At 35.4% G+C, this 18,183-nt stretch carries 17 protein-coding genes and 1 pseudogene; 14 read left to right on the top strand and 4 right to left on the bottom strand.

All coding sequences use genetic code 11. The features are described 5' to 3' along the window. Positions 1-401 precede the first annotated feature (401 nt). The 4 genes and pseudogenes from LY60_RS06395 to LY60_RS06380 all read left to right on the top strand — a co-directional run. Entirely contained in the window at positions 402-1,694 is a 1,293-nt protein-coding gene (locus tag LY60_RS06395) for an ATP-binding protein (protein WP_145081580.1), read from the top strand. Beyond that, positions 1,675-2,517, top strand: a complete 843-nt coding sequence (locus LY60_RS06390) for a DNA-binding domain-containing protein (protein ID WP_145081577.1) — start codon at positions 1,675-1,677, stop codon at positions 2,515-2,517. Before LY60_RS06395 ends, LY60_RS06390 begins: the two co-directional genes overlap by 20 nt. Before the next feature lie 136 nt (positions 2,518-2,653). Beyond that, entirely contained in the window at positions 2,654-4,123 is a 1,470-nt protein-coding gene (locus tag LY60_RS06385) for an alanine/glycine:cation symporter family protein (RefSeq protein ID WP_145081574.1), read from the top strand. Positions 4,124-4,292: 169 nt separating this feature from the next. Then, positions 4,293-4,439, top strand: a pseudogene (locus LY60_RS06380) (GMP synthase (glutamine-hydrolyzing)); the annotation flags it as partial. Positions 4,440-4,812: 373 nt separating this feature from the next. Here the strand turns inward: LY60_RS06380 and LY60_RS06375 are convergent. Further along, positions 4,813-5,409 carry a TetR/AcrR family transcriptional regulator gene (locus LY60_RS06375; RefSeq protein ID WP_170226125.1) on the bottom strand — a complete coding sequence of 199 codons (597 nt, stop codon included), beginning with the start codon at positions 5,407-5,409 and terminating at the stop codon, positions 4,813-4,815. Between the two features lie 171 nt (positions 5,410-5,580). Next, positions 5,581-7,668: an FAD-binding protein gene (locus LY60_RS06370; RefSeq protein ID WP_145081568.1), complete on the bottom strand. Its 2,088-nt coding sequence runs from the start codon at positions 7,666-7,668 to the stop codon at positions 5,581-5,583. A 561-nt stretch (positions 7,669-8,229) separates the two neighbouring features. Here LY60_RS06370 and LY60_RS18010 point away from each other — a divergent pair. The 7 genes from LY60_RS18010 to LY60_RS06340 all read left to right on the top strand — a co-directional run bounded on the left by LY60_RS18010 (position 8,230) and on the right by LY60_RS06340 (position 12,494). Further along, complete coding sequence (locus LY60_RS18010) at positions 8,230-8,370, top strand: hypothetical protein (protein ID WP_170226124.1); 141 nt, start codon at positions 8,230-8,232, stop codon at positions 8,368-8,370. A 69-nt stretch (positions 8,371-8,439) separates the two neighbouring features. Further along, the gene (locus LY60_RS06365; protein WP_145081565.1) at positions 8,440-8,901 is read left to right on the top strand and encodes a GNAT family N-acetyltransferase; all 462 of its coding nucleotides are present in this window, start codon (positions 8,440-8,442) and stop codon (positions 8,899-8,901) included. Positions 8,902-8,959: 58 nt separating this feature from the next. Further along, positions 8,960-10,483: a Y-family DNA polymerase gene (locus LY60_RS06360; RefSeq protein ID WP_145081562.1), complete on the top strand. Its 1,524-nt coding sequence runs from the start codon at positions 8,960-8,962 to the stop codon at positions 10,481-10,483. Next, positions 10,480-10,899 (top strand): YolD-like family protein, encoded by a 420-nt coding sequence (locus LY60_RS06355; RefSeq protein ID WP_145081559.1) that lies wholly within the window; start codon positions 10,480-10,482, stop codon positions 10,897-10,899. The genes LY60_RS06360 and LY60_RS06355 overlap by 4 nt, the downstream gene beginning before the upstream one ends. Positions 10,900-11,151: 252 nt before the next feature. Next, complete coding sequence (locus LY60_RS06350; RefSeq protein WP_145081556.1) at positions 11,152-11,469, top strand: PadR family transcriptional regulator; 318 nt, start codon at positions 11,152-11,154, stop codon at positions 11,467-11,469. Then, complete coding sequence (locus LY60_RS06345) at positions 11,469-11,975, top strand: DUF2812 domain-containing protein (protein WP_145081553.1); 507 nt, start codon at positions 11,469-11,471, stop codon at positions 11,973-11,975. Before LY60_RS06350 ends, LY60_RS06345 begins: the two co-directional genes overlap by 1 nt. 144 nt (positions 11,976-12,119) lie before the next feature. Then, positions 12,120-12,494, top strand: coding sequence for an MmcQ/YjbR family DNA-binding protein (locus LY60_RS06340; protein ID WP_145081550.1), 375 nt, complete (start codon positions 12,120-12,122; stop codon positions 12,492-12,494). A 41-nt stretch (positions 12,495-12,535) separates the two neighbouring features. Here LY60_RS06340 and ygiD read toward each other — a convergent pair whose 3' ends face one another. Next, on the bottom strand, positions 12,536-13,303 hold the full coding sequence (gene ygiD / locus LY60_RS06335; protein WP_145081548.1) for a 4,5-DOPA-extradiol-dioxygenase: 768 nt from the start codon (positions 13,301-13,303) through the stop codon (positions 12,536-12,538). A gap of 218 nt (positions 13,304-13,521) precedes the next feature. On the opposite strand from ygiD, the gene LY60_RS06330 reads away from it, so the two are divergent. Further along, positions 13,522-14,211 (top strand): DUF4304 domain-containing protein, encoded by a 690-nt coding sequence (locus tag LY60_RS06330; protein ID WP_145081545.1) that lies wholly within the window; start codon positions 13,522-13,524, stop codon positions 14,209-14,211. 66 nt (positions 14,212-14,277) lie between these two features. Here the strand turns inward: LY60_RS06330 and LY60_RS06325 are convergent, their stop codons facing one another. Beyond that, positions 14,278-15,684 (bottom strand): PQQ-dependent sugar dehydrogenase, encoded by a 1,407-nt coding sequence (locus LY60_RS06325; RefSeq protein WP_145081541.1) that lies wholly within the window; start codon positions 15,682-15,684, stop codon positions 14,278-14,280. A 384-nt stretch (positions 15,685-16,068) separates the two neighbouring features. Between LY60_RS06325 and LY60_RS06320 the strand changes: the two genes are divergently transcribed. Together LY60_RS06320 and LY60_RS06315 are read left to right on the top strand one after the other, a co-directional pair. Further along, complete coding sequence (locus LY60_RS06320) at positions 16,069-16,833, top strand: GntR family transcriptional regulator (RefSeq protein WP_145081538.1); 765 nt, start codon at positions 16,069-16,071, stop codon at positions 16,831-16,833. Then, complete coding sequence (locus LY60_RS06315) at positions 16,808-18,163, top strand: Na+/H+ antiporter NhaC family protein (RefSeq protein WP_145081535.1); 1,356 nt, start codon at positions 16,808-16,810, stop codon at positions 18,161-18,163. The genes LY60_RS06320 and LY60_RS06315 overlap by 26 nt, the downstream gene beginning before the upstream one ends. Positions 18,164-18,183: the final 20 nt, after the last annotated feature.

Below are 18,183 nucleotides of genomic sequence, written 5' to 3'. Positions count from 1 at the left end.
AAGAATTTATAATGACCTGTTAGATTTTCGAAGCATTTTAGAAAATCTAACACGGTCATTGTTTATTTTTGACCTAAAAAGGAGATGTTAGATATGAAGACAGGAGATATCAAAGTGAACAGGGTGATAGAAAGTAGACCCAGTCAAAGAAATTTCAGACAACAAATCTGCTGATTTGAAATTTAATTTAATAATTTGGTTGATAAGTTAAAGAGCTTATATACATAATGATATTGAGTAAATGAAATACTCAACAGTAGCAAAATAAGCAGAGTCGGATTATAAATATTATGATATAATATAATTCATTAAGTATGGGAAAAAGGGAGACATGTTAAAAATATATAAATGAAGGGACTGTGAAAACAGTTCCATAGACCAAAGGAAGTTGTGGTGTTTTAATGAAAGGTTTAAAAAAGATTATAAGTGCGTCCATATTGGTTGCATTAGCATCTCAAATTAATTTAGGATTATCAGAAAGCGATTTTGTCGTTTCTGCAGGTGTAATAATATTTGTGACATTTCTTTATTATTATGAAGATATAAGCTCTATATCAATGGGAATGTTATCTGCAGTCATGGTTTTTATGTTAAGATTAGCAGTTTATCAAGTATCCATTGGTTATAACAATGAAGTATTCATTGCTTATATGCCGGAAATGTTATTTTATATTTTTTATCCATTATTATATAAATTATTAATAAAAAATGGTAGAAAGCACAATATAGGTTTTGTTTATTTGGCGCTTATTTCATGTGATTTTTTATTAAATTCTATTGAAGTTTTATTTAGGTATTTTATTTTTGCTGATAAAAGTTTAATTGAAGTTATTCCATCACTGCTGGTTGTCAGCATTGTTCGATCATCTTTAGTATTAGCTATATTAGTAGCATTTAACTATTATGATTTGATGTTAACAAAGAGAGAGCATGAAGATAGATATAAAAAGCTGTTATGGCTTACCTCTCAACTAAAAACCGAAATTTTTTGGATTGAAAAAAATATGGATAATATTGAAAAAGTTATGTCGCAATCTTATAATTTATTTGAGCAAATAAGCAATAATCAAAATAAAGACAACTGGGCTAACAATGCTTTAAATATTGCCAGAGATGTTCATGAAATTAAGAAAGAAAATGGATTAGTGGTTCGAGGAATTAAAAGCATTACGGAAAATAAGCTGAATGATAATGGTATGGAATACAAAGATATTAACAATATTTTGCTTGAAACAATGATTAGAGAATCCAAAAATATCAATAAACACATAGAATTCGAATTTATTATGGGTGAAAATTTTTATACAGAAAAGCATTATTACTTGATGTCAGTTTTGAGAAATCTAATAATGAACAGCATGGATGCTATTAGTGAATCTCAATTTGATGCAAAAATTAGCGTTGTTCATAGTGTTGATGAAATTGATCATATATTTAAGATATCAGATAATGGATCTGGAATTAATGAAAATGATATTAATGAAATTTTTTCACCGGGCTTTTCTACTAAAATTAATTATGAAACAGGAGAAATAAATAGAGGCTTAGGGCTTAGCATAGTGCAGTATATTGTTGAAGAACAACTTAAAGGTGAAGTGAAAGTAAATTCTAAATTAGGAATTGGAACGATTTTTAATATTAATATCCCTAAAATTATTTTGGAGGAAAAATCAAATGAGAATATTCATAGTTGATGATAATATAAATGTAGTTAGAATTCTTGAAAAAATAATATATGATAAGGAATTGGGAGAAGTAGTAGGCACATCTTATAATGGACCTGATGCATTGAAGGAAATTGATGCTATCCGACCGGATTTAGTTTTATTAGATTTGCTCATGCCAGTCAAGGATGGCATAAGCATTCTAAAGGAGATTAAAAATAAGTATCCAGAAATACATTATATAATGATATCACAGGTATCCTCCAAGGAAATGATATCAAAAGCATATGAGAATGGAATAGAATTTTTCATTTCAAAGCCTATTGATGCAATAGAAGTGCAAAGTGTAATTAAAAATGTTACATATAAATTCGAAATGAACAAGAAATTACAAACCATACAAGGTTTATTTTCTGATAAACAAAGTGCATCTGTTCTAGAGCATACTAAAGATAGCATTATTGGTATTAAAAGGGTTATGCAAAGAATGGGTATATTAAGTGAATCAGGAAGTCAGGATATTATTAATATTGCTAAATATTTAATTGATAATAATAAACACACGTCTGATGAGACTATTGCAGATTTGTGCAGCCATTTTACAGATAACCCTAAAGTTATGGAACAGAGAATCAGAAGGACTGCAGCTATTGGAATGAAAAATCTTGCTAACATCGGACTGGAGGATTATATGAATGAGATATTTACAGAGTATTCTAATGGATTATACAATTTTGAACAGATAAAAATAGAAATGGATTTTATTAGAGAAAAAAGTAAAAAAAGAGGTAAAGTTAATTTAAAAAAATTTATTGATGGTATTGTATACTACAGTGAAACAGAAAAAGCTTGAAAAAAAATTCGAAAAAATGACATCGTTTTTTTAATCACATGAAACTTACTGAAGATTTTTGAAGGTCCTCGATTAATATATGAAAACATTAAACACGATTGATTTAATGTATATATAATTAAGGAGGATTTATATAATGGAAAATTTCAGAAATTTTGTTGAAATGATTAATACAGTGCTTTGGGATTATGTGCTAATTTTTGCACTTATGGGTATTGGTATTTTCATGACTATTAAGCTTAAGTTTCCTCAATTTACTAGGTTAATTCCGGGCTTGAGGAAAATGATTGCCGACATCGCAAATAAGGAAAAGGCTGAAGAAGGTAAAATGACTCCTGTACAAGCCTTAGCAACTGCTATAGCTTCACAGGTAGGTACAGGAAACATAGTTGGTGTTGCAACAGCTATTGCAGCAGGTGGTCCTGGTGCTGCATTTTGGATGATAGTATCTGCATTCTTTGGAATGGCAACTATTTTCAGCGAAGCAGTGCTGGCTCAAAAATACAGAGAAAATAAAGACGGAGAACTGGTAGGTGGACCTGCATATTATATTAAAAATGGATTGAAATCAAAATGGCTTGCTGTGTTTTTCTCCATAACAGCCGTTGTAACTATGGGAATTGTCGGTACCATGGTTCAATCAAATTCTGTTGCCGGTTCAGTTAGTTCAGCGTTTAATATTCCGGTTATTGCAGTTACAGTGGGTCTTGCAATAGTAGTTACTTTGATATTGATGGGAGGCATGGGAAGAATAGCTTCTTTTGCTGAAACTGTTGTTCCAATAATGGCTGGTGCTTATATACTTGGAAGCTTGGTAATTATTGCTTTAAATTTAGGCGGGTTTATTACAGCTATTAAAAGTATTTTTATTGGAGCATTTACACCAGGTGCAATTGGCGGAGGTGTACTTGGTATAACAGTTCAACAAACTGTAAGATACGGTCTTGCCAGAGGATTGTTTTCCAATGAAGCAGGAGTTGGTTCCACACCTCACTCACATGCAGTTGCAGATGTAAAGCATCCAGCAGAACAGGGTTTTTCAGCAATGATTGGAGTGTTTATTTCAACATTTTTAATTTGTACATCAACTGTTATGGTAAATACTGCTGCAGGTTCATATAATTCAACAATACCTGCATCAGTAATGGCCGAAAGTGCAACGGTCATGACACAAAATGCTTTTACTTTAAACTTTGGAAGTGTTGGGGGAATGTTCCTATCAGTTTGTTTATCATTTTTCTCTCTGACAACAATAATAGGCTGGTATTTCTTTGCAGAATCCAATGTAAAGTTTTTGTTTAATGCAAAGCCTGTAACCTTAAATACATTCAAGGTTATAGTAATTGCCTCATTAATAATTGGTACATTGATAGATGCTACATTTGTATGGGAATTAGTAGATATGACTGTAGGACTAATGGCAATACCAAATATTATAGCTTTATTTGCACTGTCTAAAGATGTGCGTTCCATATTAGATGATTATGATTCAAAGGTGTTGAGCGGAAATATTAGTTGGGAATATAAATATCAAAATATAGAAGCAAAAAGCAGCAAGAAAAAACATTTGAACAAAAGGGTTTTTGGTACAACTATGTTAAAATAGATTTGGCAGGATTTAACCAGCACCTCATTAAACTAATGAGGTGCTGGTTTTAAGTATATAATATGGGAGAAAGATTCCTGGGAAAACTTGCCTGCGTTACTGATCCTGAAACAAAACGTAAAATAATAGGAAACGGATTCATACGTGTATTTGAAGAATAAAAATAAAAATGACTTCCAACTGGGCAAGTATTCCATACGATGTTTTAGAAAAAGTAAGTAACAGAATAGTAAACGAAGTGGACAATGTAAACCGTATAGTTTACGACGTAACAAGCAAGCCACCAGCTAGTTTTTATCTCATGATTCTAATTTAAGTCTGTTGCTAAATCTTGAAGTGCTGATGCAATTTTAATTTCGCCAAACTTAGTAGTGAAAAGATTATTTTTTCAGAGACGAGCCATTGAAGCTTCGATTTATGTTTCTGAGTGCCTTTTTAAATTCCCATTCTTCTTCAATTACAAACTTAAGTCCAAAGTTGTTTGCCATGCTTTTAATTCATTTTTTTGAATATAAAGAAGATATCATATTTTTTGAGTGACTTAACATTATATTTTGAAAATTAATTTAGCTATAAATTGTTTTATATTTGATTGTTTTAATATAGCAAATGAAAAATGAACATTTAGTGTAGTGAGAAACTACTGGAAGGGATAAGGTGTGAGTATACCGAACACCTCACGAAGGACATTACTTTTTCATAAGATTAATGAGGGGAAATAATACTCGCTGTCCCAGTACTATCAATTCTTCGCTTTCTTTACTCATACTCCACTGTGTTAAAACCCCTATGAGTGTTGCTCTGAAAAGTGCAAAAAAGTCAGCACAGCTCATGTTAAGTTGAAAATCACCATCGCGTAATCCTTTGCAGACAACTTTATCTATAAAGTTTTGTTGCAACTCTAAAGAGATATTTTCTTCTGTTGCCAATTCTTCATCAATCAGTGCTTTTACATAGGATTTGGTAAATGCATGACCATCCTTGCTCACATAGTTAAGGTAGGAAGTAACCGCATTTTGATAAAGTGTTACAGAGTCAAGGTTTTCGTCGTAAATAAACAACTGACTCAATTCCTTGTTAAACCGTGAAGTTAGTTTAATAAGAATATCCTTTTTTGAAGTAAAATAGCTATAAAATGTGCCCTTGGCTACACCACAGGCTTTACATATCTGACTAATGGTTACCCGATCATATCCATGCTCTCTCACCAGTCTCATTGCCATGTCGGTTACTTTTTTTTCAGTTTCAAGTGCTTGCAAGTCGCGGTTGGTTGGCTTTTTTTCCATCTTGAACATCCTTTCGCCTTTTCATTTAATTTATCTTACCATACATATTGTGAAACAACAAGCATGTCAAAAAGTTTTTAAATGAAGTTTAATATATAGAAGAATGTTCTTAACAAAAATGCAACGTATGAGTTGAAACCCATACGTTGCAAGTGTAAAAATGAGAATAGGTTACTTGTTGTTTACATATTCAGCGACAGATTCACCACAAACGTATGCACTTGTGAGAACCCAACCGTTGTTTGCTCCACCGTATGTTACATATGGTTTCTTTTCTGTGAAAAGAACACCTGCGCAGTCACTGCCGACGCAGAAAAGGCCTTCAATTGGTTCACCAGAGGTGTTAAGTATTTGTAAATTGGTATTTACATCCAGTCCTGCACAAGTGTTGTATGAGTAGCTTGCCATCTTTATAGCATAGTAAGGACCTTGACCAATTGTTTCGAGATATTTCGCATCCTTGTTAAACTGCTCATCCTTGCCGCTTGCACAGTAACTGTTATAGGTTTTAACCGTATTTTTTAGAGCAGACGAATCTATGTCTATGGCTTCAGCCAGCTTCTCAATTGTATCAGCCTTGAAAATGAATCCCATCTCAATTCCTGCGTCTAATACATCATACGCTTCAGGTAAAGGTGTATTTACGGGTATGTCCCCTGTGTAACCAAGAAAACCTGATGACACACCACCAAGGAAATGCTTGAATCCATTGTCACGTACGTTGTTAATCTGGTCACTGCTCCAGATGCTATAGAAATTAGGACCGGCAATCCAAGGATCAAGCATGGCTACACCAGTTTCTGCTGTGAAGCGTTCTCCATCCACACCTACAGCCAAGCTGTTGGGAGTAATTCCAAGGAACATTGGAAGGTCAGCAACAGACCAAACGCATTGTCTTCCTGTGTTAAAGCTTTTCTGACCTTCAACCCTGTTAATGGCAAAGCCGTAGCTGTGAGGTATGAACATAGGCGTGCCGGACATATGTACCTCCGGAGGCATTCCGATGTTATAAGTTGCTGCCCCCATATCAATAGCAGACTGTATCATCTTGCCGTCATTTCCATAAGAGCCGTAAACTTTCCAGGCACCCTTGAGCGGATAATATTCATCTGAAAGGTATTCGTTTGTCATTTCTTTATTGCCGAGGAAACCGCCTGTTGCTATAACAACTGCGTCAGCTTTGATTGTGTATTCGGTGCCAGTCAAGTGGTTTTTCGCCTTAGCACCCACAACTGCGCCGGTCTCATCTGTTATGAGTTCATAGGCTTCTGTTTCGAGCATATATTTTCCGCCCAAAGCTGTAAAATCTTCGACAAGCTTGTCGAAATATGAAGCAATCTCACGCTTGTTATAACCGTAAGTGGGTGCATTTGGGTGGTCAGGAGACGTGTTCGGATACCATTGGAATTTAACTTTATACCAGTCCTGAGGTGTAAAACCGGGTTTGGGGTCAAAATCGAACATGGCTCCATGATCAAGAGCCAACCAGTCGAATGCAGGGCCTGAGTTTTTAAAGTAGAGGTCCAGCATTTCTTTCTTGGCATCGCCTTCCGTATATTCTGTCCATGCTTGATACAGAGCTTCTGCGTCAGTAAAATTTTCACCATTGTTGTATTTCTCTTGTACACGCGGAGGATTGATGGATTGTATTTCGGAGGTGAGGGCAGTAGTGCCGCCGTAACGTCCCTGTTTTTCTATAACTAATACATCAGCACCGTTTTCTGCCGCACGAAGGGCAGTATATGTGCCGCCGCCGCCCATACCTATTACTAACACCTGTGTTTCTAGTTCCTCGCTTCCGCCAATTTTTTCTTGTGTCGTTTTGAATGCGCTGATGGCGGATTCTTCATTGCCAGCCGCTACAATTGCCTGCTTGATGCAGTCTTCAATTGCCGTACGAGCTGCAGCGCTGGTAAAGGTTGCGCCGCTTACCATGTCTACATTGATAGATTGGTTTTCGAGTATTCGTGGAAACATATTTGCTGCCACAGCATCAATCATGGAAGCCGTGCTTCCGGATTCTTCGTCAAATGCGATTGATTCTATTGCATTTTCGGACACTGTAACATTGAGTATATCGGGCCAGGACATGCTGAAACCATATACCTGTGCAGTGTATGTTCCCGGTGCCATCATAGCCTTAGTGGTGCTGTCTGTGTTGACGGCAGATGGTGGCTGTATTTCATTCTGTTGCGTACATCCTGCTGCCATGATTATTATCATGATTAAACAAAGCAGCAAACTTAATTTTTTTTTCATTCTATTATCCCTCCTGTTTTAATTTCACTGACCGTGGGTCATTGAGATAATTATATAATAGCACTTTGATAATTCGTTGTCAATCCATATATAAGGTGCGCAGCGTTGAGGCTCATCTGCCACCTCCTGTGGTACTATTATATTGTTAGGTGAAATACACTATTGTGTATTTCTTAATGTATGATACGTCTTCATCACTTACTATTGCTCGTCGAAAAATTTCTAGTAATCTTGAAGATGTATTTTTTATTGCTTGTTTCAATTCTTTTAATACTTTAGTTTCTGCTAGATACAGCTGCATCAGAATACCTGTTATCTACGTCTATAAATAATGATTTTTCATGACATTTGGATCATATAACATAGCAGAAGTAAATCATTAAAATATAGAGATATTTATACAATCATGTTATAATGTTAATTAAATAGACACTATGAGAGGTTATCACAGATAGCCGTTTCATATTAAGCTATTTTTGCTATTAATAAATAAGAAAAGGATAAAGTAAAATAATAAATATACGATACTTTTATGGTAACCTAAAGAAAGGATTAGCAGATATGAAAGTAAAACTGAAAGACGTACTCAAAGCAATGAATTTTATCAATCCTGAAACAGAATATTATTACAGTACAAAAACAGAAGAAGTACTTATGATATTTGATGGCATGGTAAATGGTGATGATCCAGAGCTGATATAGAAATAAATTTAACAAATATATTCGAATGATTTGTGACAAAGCATAAATAGGAATATGAAGGGGTACTACATGGATATTAATTTTAGAGAAATAGATAAATTTAATTATAACACTTGTGTGTCTTTAAAGGTAGGAGAGCATCAAACTAACTATGTTGCAAGTAATGCATTTTCACTGGTACAAGTTTTTTATGAAGATGAATTATATCCATTAGCAATATATGATGGTGATGAAATGGTTGGGTTTTTATTATATGATTATGATGAAGAGCTATCTGGATGGTCATTTTCAAGATTTATGATTGATATTAAGCACCAAGGCAAGGGATTTGGCTCAAAAGCGTTAGAAGAGTTTTTAACTTTTTTCAACAATAAATTTCCAGGTGAAAATTTATATACAAGCGTAGAAATAGATAATCAAGTAGCTATTAAGCTGTATGAAAAATATGGATTTAATAAAAAGTATTCGTTTGAATATAAATTTGGGGATACTATCTACAAGGAATTTAGAATGTTGAAAGAATTATGGTAGTAAATAGGAAATTCAATTGATGGCAGATAATTTTTGAAGGAGGCGGACAGAGAATAAAATGAAGAACAGAACATATATTGCAATCGATTTAAAATCCTTTTATGCTTCGGTTGAGTGTATGGAACGAGAGCTTAATCCTTTGACCACAAACCTGGTTGTGGCTGATGCAAGCCGCACTGAAAAAACCATCTGCCTTGCTGTCTCTCCATCCCTCAAAGCGTACGGCATTCCAGGCAGGGCGAGGCTGTTTGAAGTGGTGCAGAAGGTCAAGGAAGTTAATGCAGAACGTCTGCGCAAAGCACCAGGGAGAACTTTTTCAGGCTCATCCTTCAACGATGCTGAATTGAAATCCTCACCTGATATGGCGTTGGACTACATTGCTGCTACGCCGAGGATGGCCCTTTATATAGAGTACAGCACGCAAATTTACAATATCTACTTGAAATACATTGCCTCCGAAGATATCCATGTCTATTCCATTGACGAGGTATTCATTGATGCCACTGATTATCTGATTACCTACAATCTTTCAGCTCGTGAACTTGCTACGAAAATGATTCTTGATGTCCTTAAAACGACCGGTATTACAGCATCAGCGGGAATTGGCACAAACCTGTACCTTTGCAAGGTCGCTATGGATATTCAGGCAAAGCACACCATACAGGATCAAAACGGCGTGCAGATCGCTGAACTTGACGAAATGAATTATCGGCGCTTGCTGTGGTCACACCAGCCTTTAACAGATTTTTGGCGCGTAGGCAGAGGGTATGCTAAGAAGTTGGAAGAACAAGGGCTCTTTACCATGGGAGATATTGCAAGGTGTTCTCTTGGGAAGCCAAACGATTATTACAACGAGGATTTACTGTATAAGCTGTTTGGCATCAACGCTGAGCTGCTTATTGACCATGCATGGGGTTGGGAGCCATGCACCATTGCCCATATTAAGGCGTATAAGCCAAGCACAAACAGTATCGGATCAGGACAGGTGCTGCACTGTGCCTATACATTTGATAAAGCAAAGCTGATTGTGAGAGAAATGACTGATCTGCTTGTCCTTGACCTGGTAGACAAAAAGCTTGTGACTGATCAACTTGTTTTGACGGTTGGATATGACATTGAAAATCTATCAAACCCTGTGAAAGAGAAATCATATAAGGGGACGATTACCACTGACTACTACGGACGTGTTGTTCCGAAATCTGCCCATGGTTCGGCAAATCTTGGCAGGCATACCTCCTCTACAAAGCTAATTTTGGATGCCGTCACAGAGCTGTTTGAGCGCATCGTTGATAAAAACCTTTTAATCAGGAGAGTCAACATTACTGCAAATCATGTTGTTGACGAGGCAGCTGTTCAAAAGACGGATAACAATGAACAGCTTGATCTTTTTACAGACTATGAGGCTGAACAGGCGAATAAAGCATATGAAGAAGCCGAGCTTGCTCGTGAAAAAAAGATGCAGAAAGCAATACTACAAATAAAAAAGAAATATGGGAAAAATGCCATCCTAAAGGGTATGAATCTGGAGGAAGGCGCAACCACAGTGGAGAGAAATGAGCAAATTGGAGGTCATAAGGCATGAAAAAATCATATGACGACATCATGAATCTTCCGCACCATGTCTCAGCGACACGCCCTCATATGTCGGCTATTGACCGGGCAGCTCAGTTTTCTCCTTTTGCCGCACTGACCGGATATGGTGACGCCATCACAGAAACCGCAAGATTGACTGGGGAGAAAGTGGAGTTGGATGAATACATGAAGGACGTTTTGAGCGTCAGGCTGCAAATCATAGCAGATCAGCTTAAAGAGCATCCAGAAATAGCAATCACCTACTTTCAGCCAGATGAAAAGAAGAGTGGCGGCGCCTATGTTACTGTTATCGGCAGGGTTAAAAAGATAGATGAATATGAACGGGTTGTTGTTATGATCGATGGTACAAGGGTCCCCATTGATGAAATAGCCAGCATTGATGGGGAGATATTTGAAACAATGTGAGGATATCGGGTTAAGTATGAATTTTGGATAGATGGTGATAATTACTGTATTTTTCGGTAATCAGAGCCATCTATTTTATTATTTTTAAGTGCATTCCTAATGGAAAATTTACTAGGGAATATGGATTGCAACAATAATCTGAACACTTTTTTAATTATATTTAAGAGTTGACAAATATATCGTGTGACGATATAATATAATTACGATATAACGACGGACGATATAACGAGTGACGAGAGGAGGTATAAGAACATGAATGAAAATCTAGCGTTGACTGAAACGACTTATTATATATTGTTATCGCTGTATAAACCTCAACATGGCTACGGAATAATGCAGCAGGCAGAGGAATTATCAAAAGGACGAATCAGACTGGCCGCAGGAACATTATATGGTGCGCTAAATACCATGTGTGAAAAAGGATGGATCACTCTTCTTCCGGTCGAAGAAGGAAGCAGAAAGAAAGAATATAAGATAACGGGACGCGGAGTGTCGATTTTAAAGAGTGAGATTGAACGTCTGAGAGAACTTGTTTATAATGGAGATTTAATTGTTGGGGGAGAAAAGTGATGAAAGAAAAGAAGACTATCCATAAATGGATTTGGGCATGGGATTTTGAAAAAGAGGAACAATGGCTTAACGAAATGGCGATGAACGGTTGGGTTCTTTGCGAAGTTAGCTTTTGCAGATATACATTTGAAAAGTGTGAACCCGGTGAGTACATTATTCGCCTGGAAATGCATGGAGTAGATGATGCATACATTAATTTTATGAAAGAAACAGGTGCTGTATACATTGGCCGCATAGTGCAGTGGATTTACTTTTGCAAGAAAGCGGAAGATGGTTCGTTCGATATTTTTTCAGACATTGATTCACGAATTAACCATCTGGATAGAATTGGGAAAATGATTGAAATAGCTGGGTTTGCAAACCTGGTTATTGGGGTTGTAAATACATTTAATCCAACGCATGCAGGTTTTATCAATTTATTGTGTGCAGCATTGCTTATGTATGGTCTTGGCAGAATTCATGGCAAAAAGGAAGCCATGATAAAAGATAGACAACTCTATGAATGATGAAACCATTGGATGCCATAGAGGACAGTTCTTAGTGTATATCCAGCAAGGCAAATTGCTAAAAAAGAATTTTGGTGAGTGTCAACGAACAGTGAGAACTATCCTTGTTGGCTCGAATGAAAAAAGTATAAGTGAGGAAAATATATGAGATATACGTGGGTTGATGAATTTTTAGTAAGTAAAAAAGGTGTTACTAAGGATCTTCAAAAGGATTGGAATTGGATTCGTTATCAGATTGGCGGGAAGATGTTTGCTGCTGTTTGTTTGGACGAAAATAATGAACCTTATTATATTACTTTAAAATTGGAACCAGCAGAAGGAGACTTTTTAAGAAGTCAATTTAAGGACATAATTCCGGGATATTATATGAATAAAGTACACTGGAATTCCATTAAGCCAGATGGAGAAGTACCAGATGATTTGCTAAAGGATCTTTTGGATAAATCCTATCAATTAGTGTTTTTAGGTTTTAGTAAGAAAAAACAGATGGAAATAATTTGTAGTGATAAAGTAAATTAGGGTAAAATATCCTGCGATTATTCACGCAGGATATTTTTGAACTATTCGAATAAATAGCTTGTCATGGACATGGAGCCCATAATACATTCGTCATTAAAGACGCTTAGTTTTTCATTTCCGTCTAATGCTCCCAGTACATACAAAAGCGGAGCAAAATGGTCGGAAATAGGTACAGCATAATCTGCAGATTTACCTATCTTTCTATAATCAACCACATTATTATAATTTTTGTCTTTAATACTTTTTATGATATAATTATCAAATTCCTCAGCCCAATCATATCCTCCATCCATTTGCCAGTTAATTCTACTTAGGTTATGTGTAACATTTCCACTTCCAAAGATCAGAACGCCTTCTTGTCTGAGTTTAGCTAATTGTTGACCAATATTGTAATGCTCCTGCATGGAAGCGTTACGGTCGACACTAAGCTGAATCAACGGAATATCTGCTTTTGGGTATATTCTGTGTAATACTGACCATGTTCCGTGGTCATAGCCCCATGAATTATCTATTTCCACTGGACGAGATAATATTTTAATAATGTTGCTAGAAAGTTCAGGAGAGCCTTTGGCAGCGTATATAATTTTATAAAGATCATCCGGAAAACCATACATATCGTATATTGTCTCTGGATGTTCCTCATCCATAATTTTAGTACCATTTGTATACCAGTGAGCTGAAACCGACAATATTGCTTTAGGGTTTGGTAATCTTTCTGTGAGCGACTGCCATTCACGAACAAATTTGTTATCTTCAATTGCATTCATGGGAGAACCATGACCAATAAATAATACAGGCATATTTTTCATACTATATTTCCTTCCAATACAAATTTTACTGATTAACTTATACCCATAAAACACTATTGAAAACAAATATTATTTATATACCAAACTAAAAAAGTACTATATAATGGCATTAGGTTGTAATTGTAAAATACTACGTTTTGTTAGTTTAAGCTTTTAATTATAAAAATATATATAATATCTAAAAAATTAATTGTTGATATTTTAATAATGGAGGAAGAATGGATAGTAAGATTGTAAATAAAGCAATTAAAAAAACTATTTGGTCATTTTTAAAAGAACAAGGTTTCAGTAATTTTACTGCACGAAATGCATGGCGATTCAACCAAGATAGAGTAGAAGTAGTAAATTTTCAATCGTTTAATTCATATTTGGCAGAATCATTAGGTTGTACTACATATTCTTTTGGTGTAAATTTAGGAATCTATTTTATTGATATTCCACATGAGATTCCAAATAATCCGATCAAAGAGAAAGATGGATGTATATTACCTGAAGAGTATAGATGTCATTTTAGAAAAAATTTATATAAAAGTTTAAATCAAAGAGAATTTAATAGGCAAGATATATGGTTTATAGATTCATCAGGCAATAATATTGATTTAGCCATGAATGACGTTAAGGAAATGCTTATTTCCGATGGATTTAAATGGTTTGAAAAATATTCGAATATGGACGAAGTACTTAAAACATTATTGAATGATGTTGAGGAAGTGAACGGAACTTGGGGATTTGGAAGAAAAGACTCTCCTTCTCGAAATTATATAAGTGGATATATTGCCTATTTCCTAAAAGAATATGGACTGGCTTTTCAGTTGCTTGAAAAAGCTAGAAATTCTGGATGTTTTAAAAATTTAGATGAAAGTCTACTACGAGATTGCCAGTGCATTAAAGATAAAATATCTTATTAAATCTATTGAATCTTCTTTTTAATTTGTGAATAAAATTCTGAGGACTGTCCTCAGAATTTTATTGCATTATTCAACGATTTCAAAAATGGTGCCTTTGTTATAATCGGTTACATTTGAAGAACCATAGACGCCTAAATATAGTCTTGATTGATTGAGATTAGTCCCCAGGCTGACATAATACGATGATTGATTGTAAAAATTATAATCCGGTTCAATAATACCGTAATCATTTTCTTTGCAATCTGGCCTTATTTTAGTGTAGGCTAAAACTCCTCTTGAAGGTGGTTGTGAATCTCTTAAGACAAAATCAGTAAAAATAACGCATCCCGTTAAATCGGGAATTTCACTTCCCATATATGGTTGAACACCTGTTAGTGCTGAACCGCTGAATTTTTCAGGACGTGAATCTATGTGATAATAACAAGTCAGAGGATGTATTCGACCAGTTGAAGTGCTTATTGCTTCATTTAAATAAGCAATGGTTTCCTGAGTTAAAGAAGGGTTCGATGAACAACCTCGTATAACGGGAGTAGGTAAATCACCTTCCCAGCCCCTCCATCCCAGATTTATGAGAGCTTCCTGATTAAGCTCACGATTTTGTGATGAAGCTTGAATTATTTCAGTGACCGGTATTGGAGTATAATAAACAAATGAAAAAATTGATTCTACCAAGTCCTGACCAACATTTCCCACATATTTGATGTATTGATTGTAATATCTTTGAAATGAAATGCCGGGAATATTTCTAACACCTTTGGCAATTACAGAAAGAGCTCTATAAATAGATTCAGGAAGTTCATCAAATCGCGTTACTTCTGGGATATCCATAAAAGTACTCATAGCTACATCAATTTCAATTACTTTGCCTGCAACTTCCATTATATCCTGACTTAAATTAAACGGATCATAACCTGAACCTCCATCTCCGGTTGTCAATATTAGTTTTTTGGTTTCAGGCGAAAATTTTAAGCTGTTGACACCATTATGATTCATAAAAGGTCTTCTTAAGTTAAGCAACGAACGTCTTCTATGAGTTTGACCGTTTGGCAGTAAAATCCATTCCTCAACTGTATCAATATGATCGTAGTTAGTTTCTCTGTTATTCCATTTTAGGTTTAGGGTATTAGGATTACAAGGGTTTGGCAGGAAAGAACCAGGTAGAGCTCCAGGGCCTTGGCTTCCGGCTAATGTATAATGAAGATAAAAAAGGCCATTGTTATAAAAATCAGGATGGAACGCTAAGCCCAATAGCCCTCTTTCATCATACCCACCATTAGCACCCAGCTCTATTATTCTCTGGCGAATATCTAAAAATAACCTTATATTTTCATTTCTTACATAAAAAATTTCACCCACCTGTGTCGCAATAAACAAACTTTCCATTGAGTCTCCCGGAAGAATGGCTGTTTTAATGACGGTTGGCAAGTTTATGTTATTCACTATGGGGCGCAGTCTAACATTTACTTTTTTCAATGATTACACTCCTTTTTGCTTTTTTATTAGTATATGTCTGGAATCATTCGATGTACTATAAAAAAACAAGCGTAATTAATGCTTAATTAAAGCATTAAATCTACGCTCCACATCAAGAGGAGTAAGTAAATTACCTTCAAATGCTGATTCTATATTTTTTGAAATTTTCACCCAAGTATATATTGATATTAACATCTTCTTTATTAAGAAATAAACTATTAGAACTTTAATTAAAGGACAATTAGGAGAAAATTACTCTAAGAATATCAGAATATTTAAAATATAAGTTGTAATTTTGGAAATATATGCATATAATTAAATATCATAGCTGTGGTAATACCACGATTCTATTAAGAGTGTTACACATGAGAACCAGGAGGGGTAATGAAAGGAAAATCAGCGGAAGCAATCGTTGAAGAGCTTCTTATAACGGGCATTTTAAACGGTAAGTATCCAGAGTTTTCTATGCTGAAACCAGAAAGAGAACTTGCAAGTGAATTTGGATATAGCCGACCGGTCATTCATAAGGCAATCATACGTTTAGAATCAAAAGGTCTGGTAACCATCATACCAAGGCAGGGGATTCGTGTAAACGATTACAGAGAAACAGGTAAACTTGGGCTTTTGGAAAGTATTTATGACCTTTATCATGGAGGCATCAGCAAATCACTAAATCAGTCCATGCTCAATTTTATTAAGAACAATCTTGAGGCAATGATTGAACTCTTGATTGATGGACCTTATGACAATCGAAGAGATTGTATTCAAAAGCAAAACCAAGTTAAATTTGAAGAAAGTCTTGATGTTTTCATATGGCTTCAAAATTTTGCTTTGTTTTGCGGCAATTCTGTTTATCCAATGCTGCTCAATGAATTTAAAAGTGGTATTCTGAATGTAGCAAGTGCAGTCTTGCTTCACGGAGATCGAAGTCTGTTTGAAGCAAAACTCAAGGCTGTGACATCACTTTTGTCAGATGATTATGAAATTGATATTCTGAAAAACAAGCTTGAAAATAATAATATTGATAATAAAAACACTGCACAAATTAGAGAAGTTGTTGCTCAGACGGTACAAGTACTTTTCACATTTATAGAAAAAAATTGGCTTTTGGAGGGGGAGAATCATGAAACAAAAAAATCCAGCTGTTAAGACATTTTTGAGCGCGGCAATCGTTTTAATCGTCATGCTGTTTTTAACGGGTTTGCTGACTTACTTAATTCCTAATGGTGATTTTAATGCTGAAACGATGACATTTACTATAAGAGAAGAACAGGGAATCCCAATTCTCACTTGGATAGGTGCACCAATACTGGTGCTCTTCAGTGAATCAGGAGCACTTGTGATAGCCATTATTCTTTTTCTGTTAATCATTGGTGGCTCTATTCATCTTCTTAAAGAAACGGGACTGATAGAGGGCATCATTTTAGCCATCGTAAAGAAATTTAAAGACAATGAACTTGTACTTCTTTGTATGCTTGTCTTTGTTTTTATGGCTCTTGGTGCTTTCATCGGGGTATTTGAAGAAGTAGTACCCCTCGTACCACTCATTATTATCCTTGCAAGACGAATGGGGTGGGATGAATTGACAGGGCTGGGCGTAAGTGTACTGGCAACCGGACTTGGTTTTGCTGCTGCAGTTACAAATCCATTTACCATAGGTGTTGCCCAAGGCCTTGCAGATGTTCCTATTTTTTCTGGGGCATTGCTGAGACTATTGGTATTTATCTCTGTTTATGCTATTTTAGTTGCATTTTTGTTCAGTAGAACAAAGAAACATCGAATAGATTGTGTGGAAAATGAACTTACAAGCAAGCAAGATGTTTCAAAAAAAGCATATGGCTTTTTTATAGTTCTAATGCTCATCATGTTTATGCTTGTGGGAGCTACACCTTTTGTGGAAGCCTTAAGAGATTACACATTGCCATTAATCGGTGTTATTTTTCTTGTGGCAGGCATTGGTGTGGGGCTTATTTCAAATGGAAAACCCGCATGGGTGGCAAAACAGTTTGTCATTGGTGCAAAGGATATGTCACCAGCCATAATTTTAATTTTACTGGCTACAGGAATCAAACACGTTATGATTGAAGGTCATATTTTGGATACAATTCTCTATCAAATTTCACAAAATATCAGTCACACATCTCCGTTAATAGCAGTTTTTATTGTATTTATTATTGTTATGATGATGAACTTTTTTATTGGATCAGGCAGTGCTAAGGCATTTATATTAATGCCGATTCTTGTGCCAATTATGGACCTGTTGGGAATAGGAAGACAACTGGGAATTTTAGCTTTTCAGTTTGGAGACGGATTTTCAAATGTACTTTATCCAACTAATGCGGTGCTGCTGATTTCACTTGGACTGGTTCAAGTAAGCTATGGTAAGTGGATTAAATTCATATTGCCGCTTCAAGGGATTTTGATGCTTTTATCGATATTTTGGCTTACTGTTGCCTTTACAATTGGGTATGGATTGTAAAATGCTTAATTATAAATAAG

The organism is Sedimentibacter saalensis (genome assembly GCF_007830175.1).
GTDB classification, from domain to species: domain Bacteria; phylum Bacillota; class Clostridia; order Tissierellales; family Sedimentibacteraceae; genus Sedimentibacter; species Sedimentibacter saalensis.
The sequence above is the reverse complement of the archived record's forward strand: the minus strand, read 5'-3'. Positions and strand labels throughout refer to the sequence as shown.

What these genes read in the sequence shown, in the direction of transcription:
- LY60_RS06395 (WP_145081580.1), top strand. Translation starts at nt 402, where the DNA reads ATGAAAGGTTTAAAAAAGATTATAAGTGCGTCCATATTGGTTGCATTA.
- LY60_RS06390 (WP_145081577.1), top strand. Translation starts at nt 1,675, where the DNA reads ATGAGAATATTCATAGTTGATGATAATATAAATGTAGTTAGAATTCTT.
- LY60_RS06385 (WP_145081574.1), top strand. Translation starts at nt 2,654, where the DNA reads ATGGAAAATTTCAGAAATTTTGTTGAAATGATTAATACAGTGCTTTGG.
- LY60_RS06375 (WP_170226125.1), bottom strand. Translation starts at nt 5,409, where the DNA reads ATGGAAAAAAAGCCAACCAACCGCGACTTGCAAGCACTTGAAACTGAA.
- LY60_RS06370 (WP_145081568.1), bottom strand. Translation starts at nt 7,668, where the DNA reads ATGAAAAAAAAATTAAGTTTGCTGCTTTGTTTAATCATGATAATAATC.
- LY60_RS18010 (WP_170226124.1), top strand. Translation starts at nt 8,230, where the DNA reads ATGAAAGTAAAACTGAAAGACGTACTCAAAGCAATGAATTTTATCAAT.
- LY60_RS06365 (WP_145081565.1), top strand. Translation starts at nt 8,440, where the DNA reads ATGGATATTAATTTTAGAGAAATAGATAAATTTAATTATAACACTTGT.
- LY60_RS06360 (WP_145081562.1), top strand. Translation starts at nt 8,960, where the DNA reads ATGAAGAACAGAACATATATTGCAATCGATTTAAAATCCTTTTATGCT.
- LY60_RS06355 (WP_145081559.1), top strand. Translation starts at nt 10,480, where the DNA reads ATGAAAAAATCATATGACGACATCATGAATCTTCCGCACCATGTCTCA.
- LY60_RS06350 (WP_145081556.1), top strand. Translation starts at nt 11,152, where the DNA reads ATGAATGAAAATCTAGCGTTGACTGAAACGACTTATTATATATTGTTA.
- LY60_RS06345 (WP_145081553.1), top strand. Translation starts at nt 11,469, where the DNA reads ATGAAAGAAAAGAAGACTATCCATAAATGGATTTGGGCATGGGATTTT.
- LY60_RS06340 (WP_145081550.1), top strand. Translation starts at nt 12,120, where the DNA reads ATGAGATATACGTGGGTTGATGAATTTTTAGTAAGTAAAAAAGGTGTT.
- ygiD (WP_145081548.1), bottom strand. Translation starts at nt 13,303, where the DNA reads ATGAAAAATATGCCTGTATTATTTATTGGTCATGGTTCTCCCATGAAT.
- LY60_RS06330 (WP_145081545.1), top strand. Translation starts at nt 13,522, where the DNA reads ATGGATAGTAAGATTGTAAATAAAGCAATTAAAAAAACTATTTGGTCA.
- LY60_RS06320 (WP_145081538.1), top strand. Translation starts at nt 16,069, where the DNA reads ATGAAAGGAAAATCAGCGGAAGCAATCGTTGAAGAGCTTCTTATAACG.
- LY60_RS06315 (WP_145081535.1), top strand. Translation starts at nt 16,808, where the DNA reads ATGAAACAAAAAAATCCAGCTGTTAAGACATTTTTGAGCGCGGCAATC.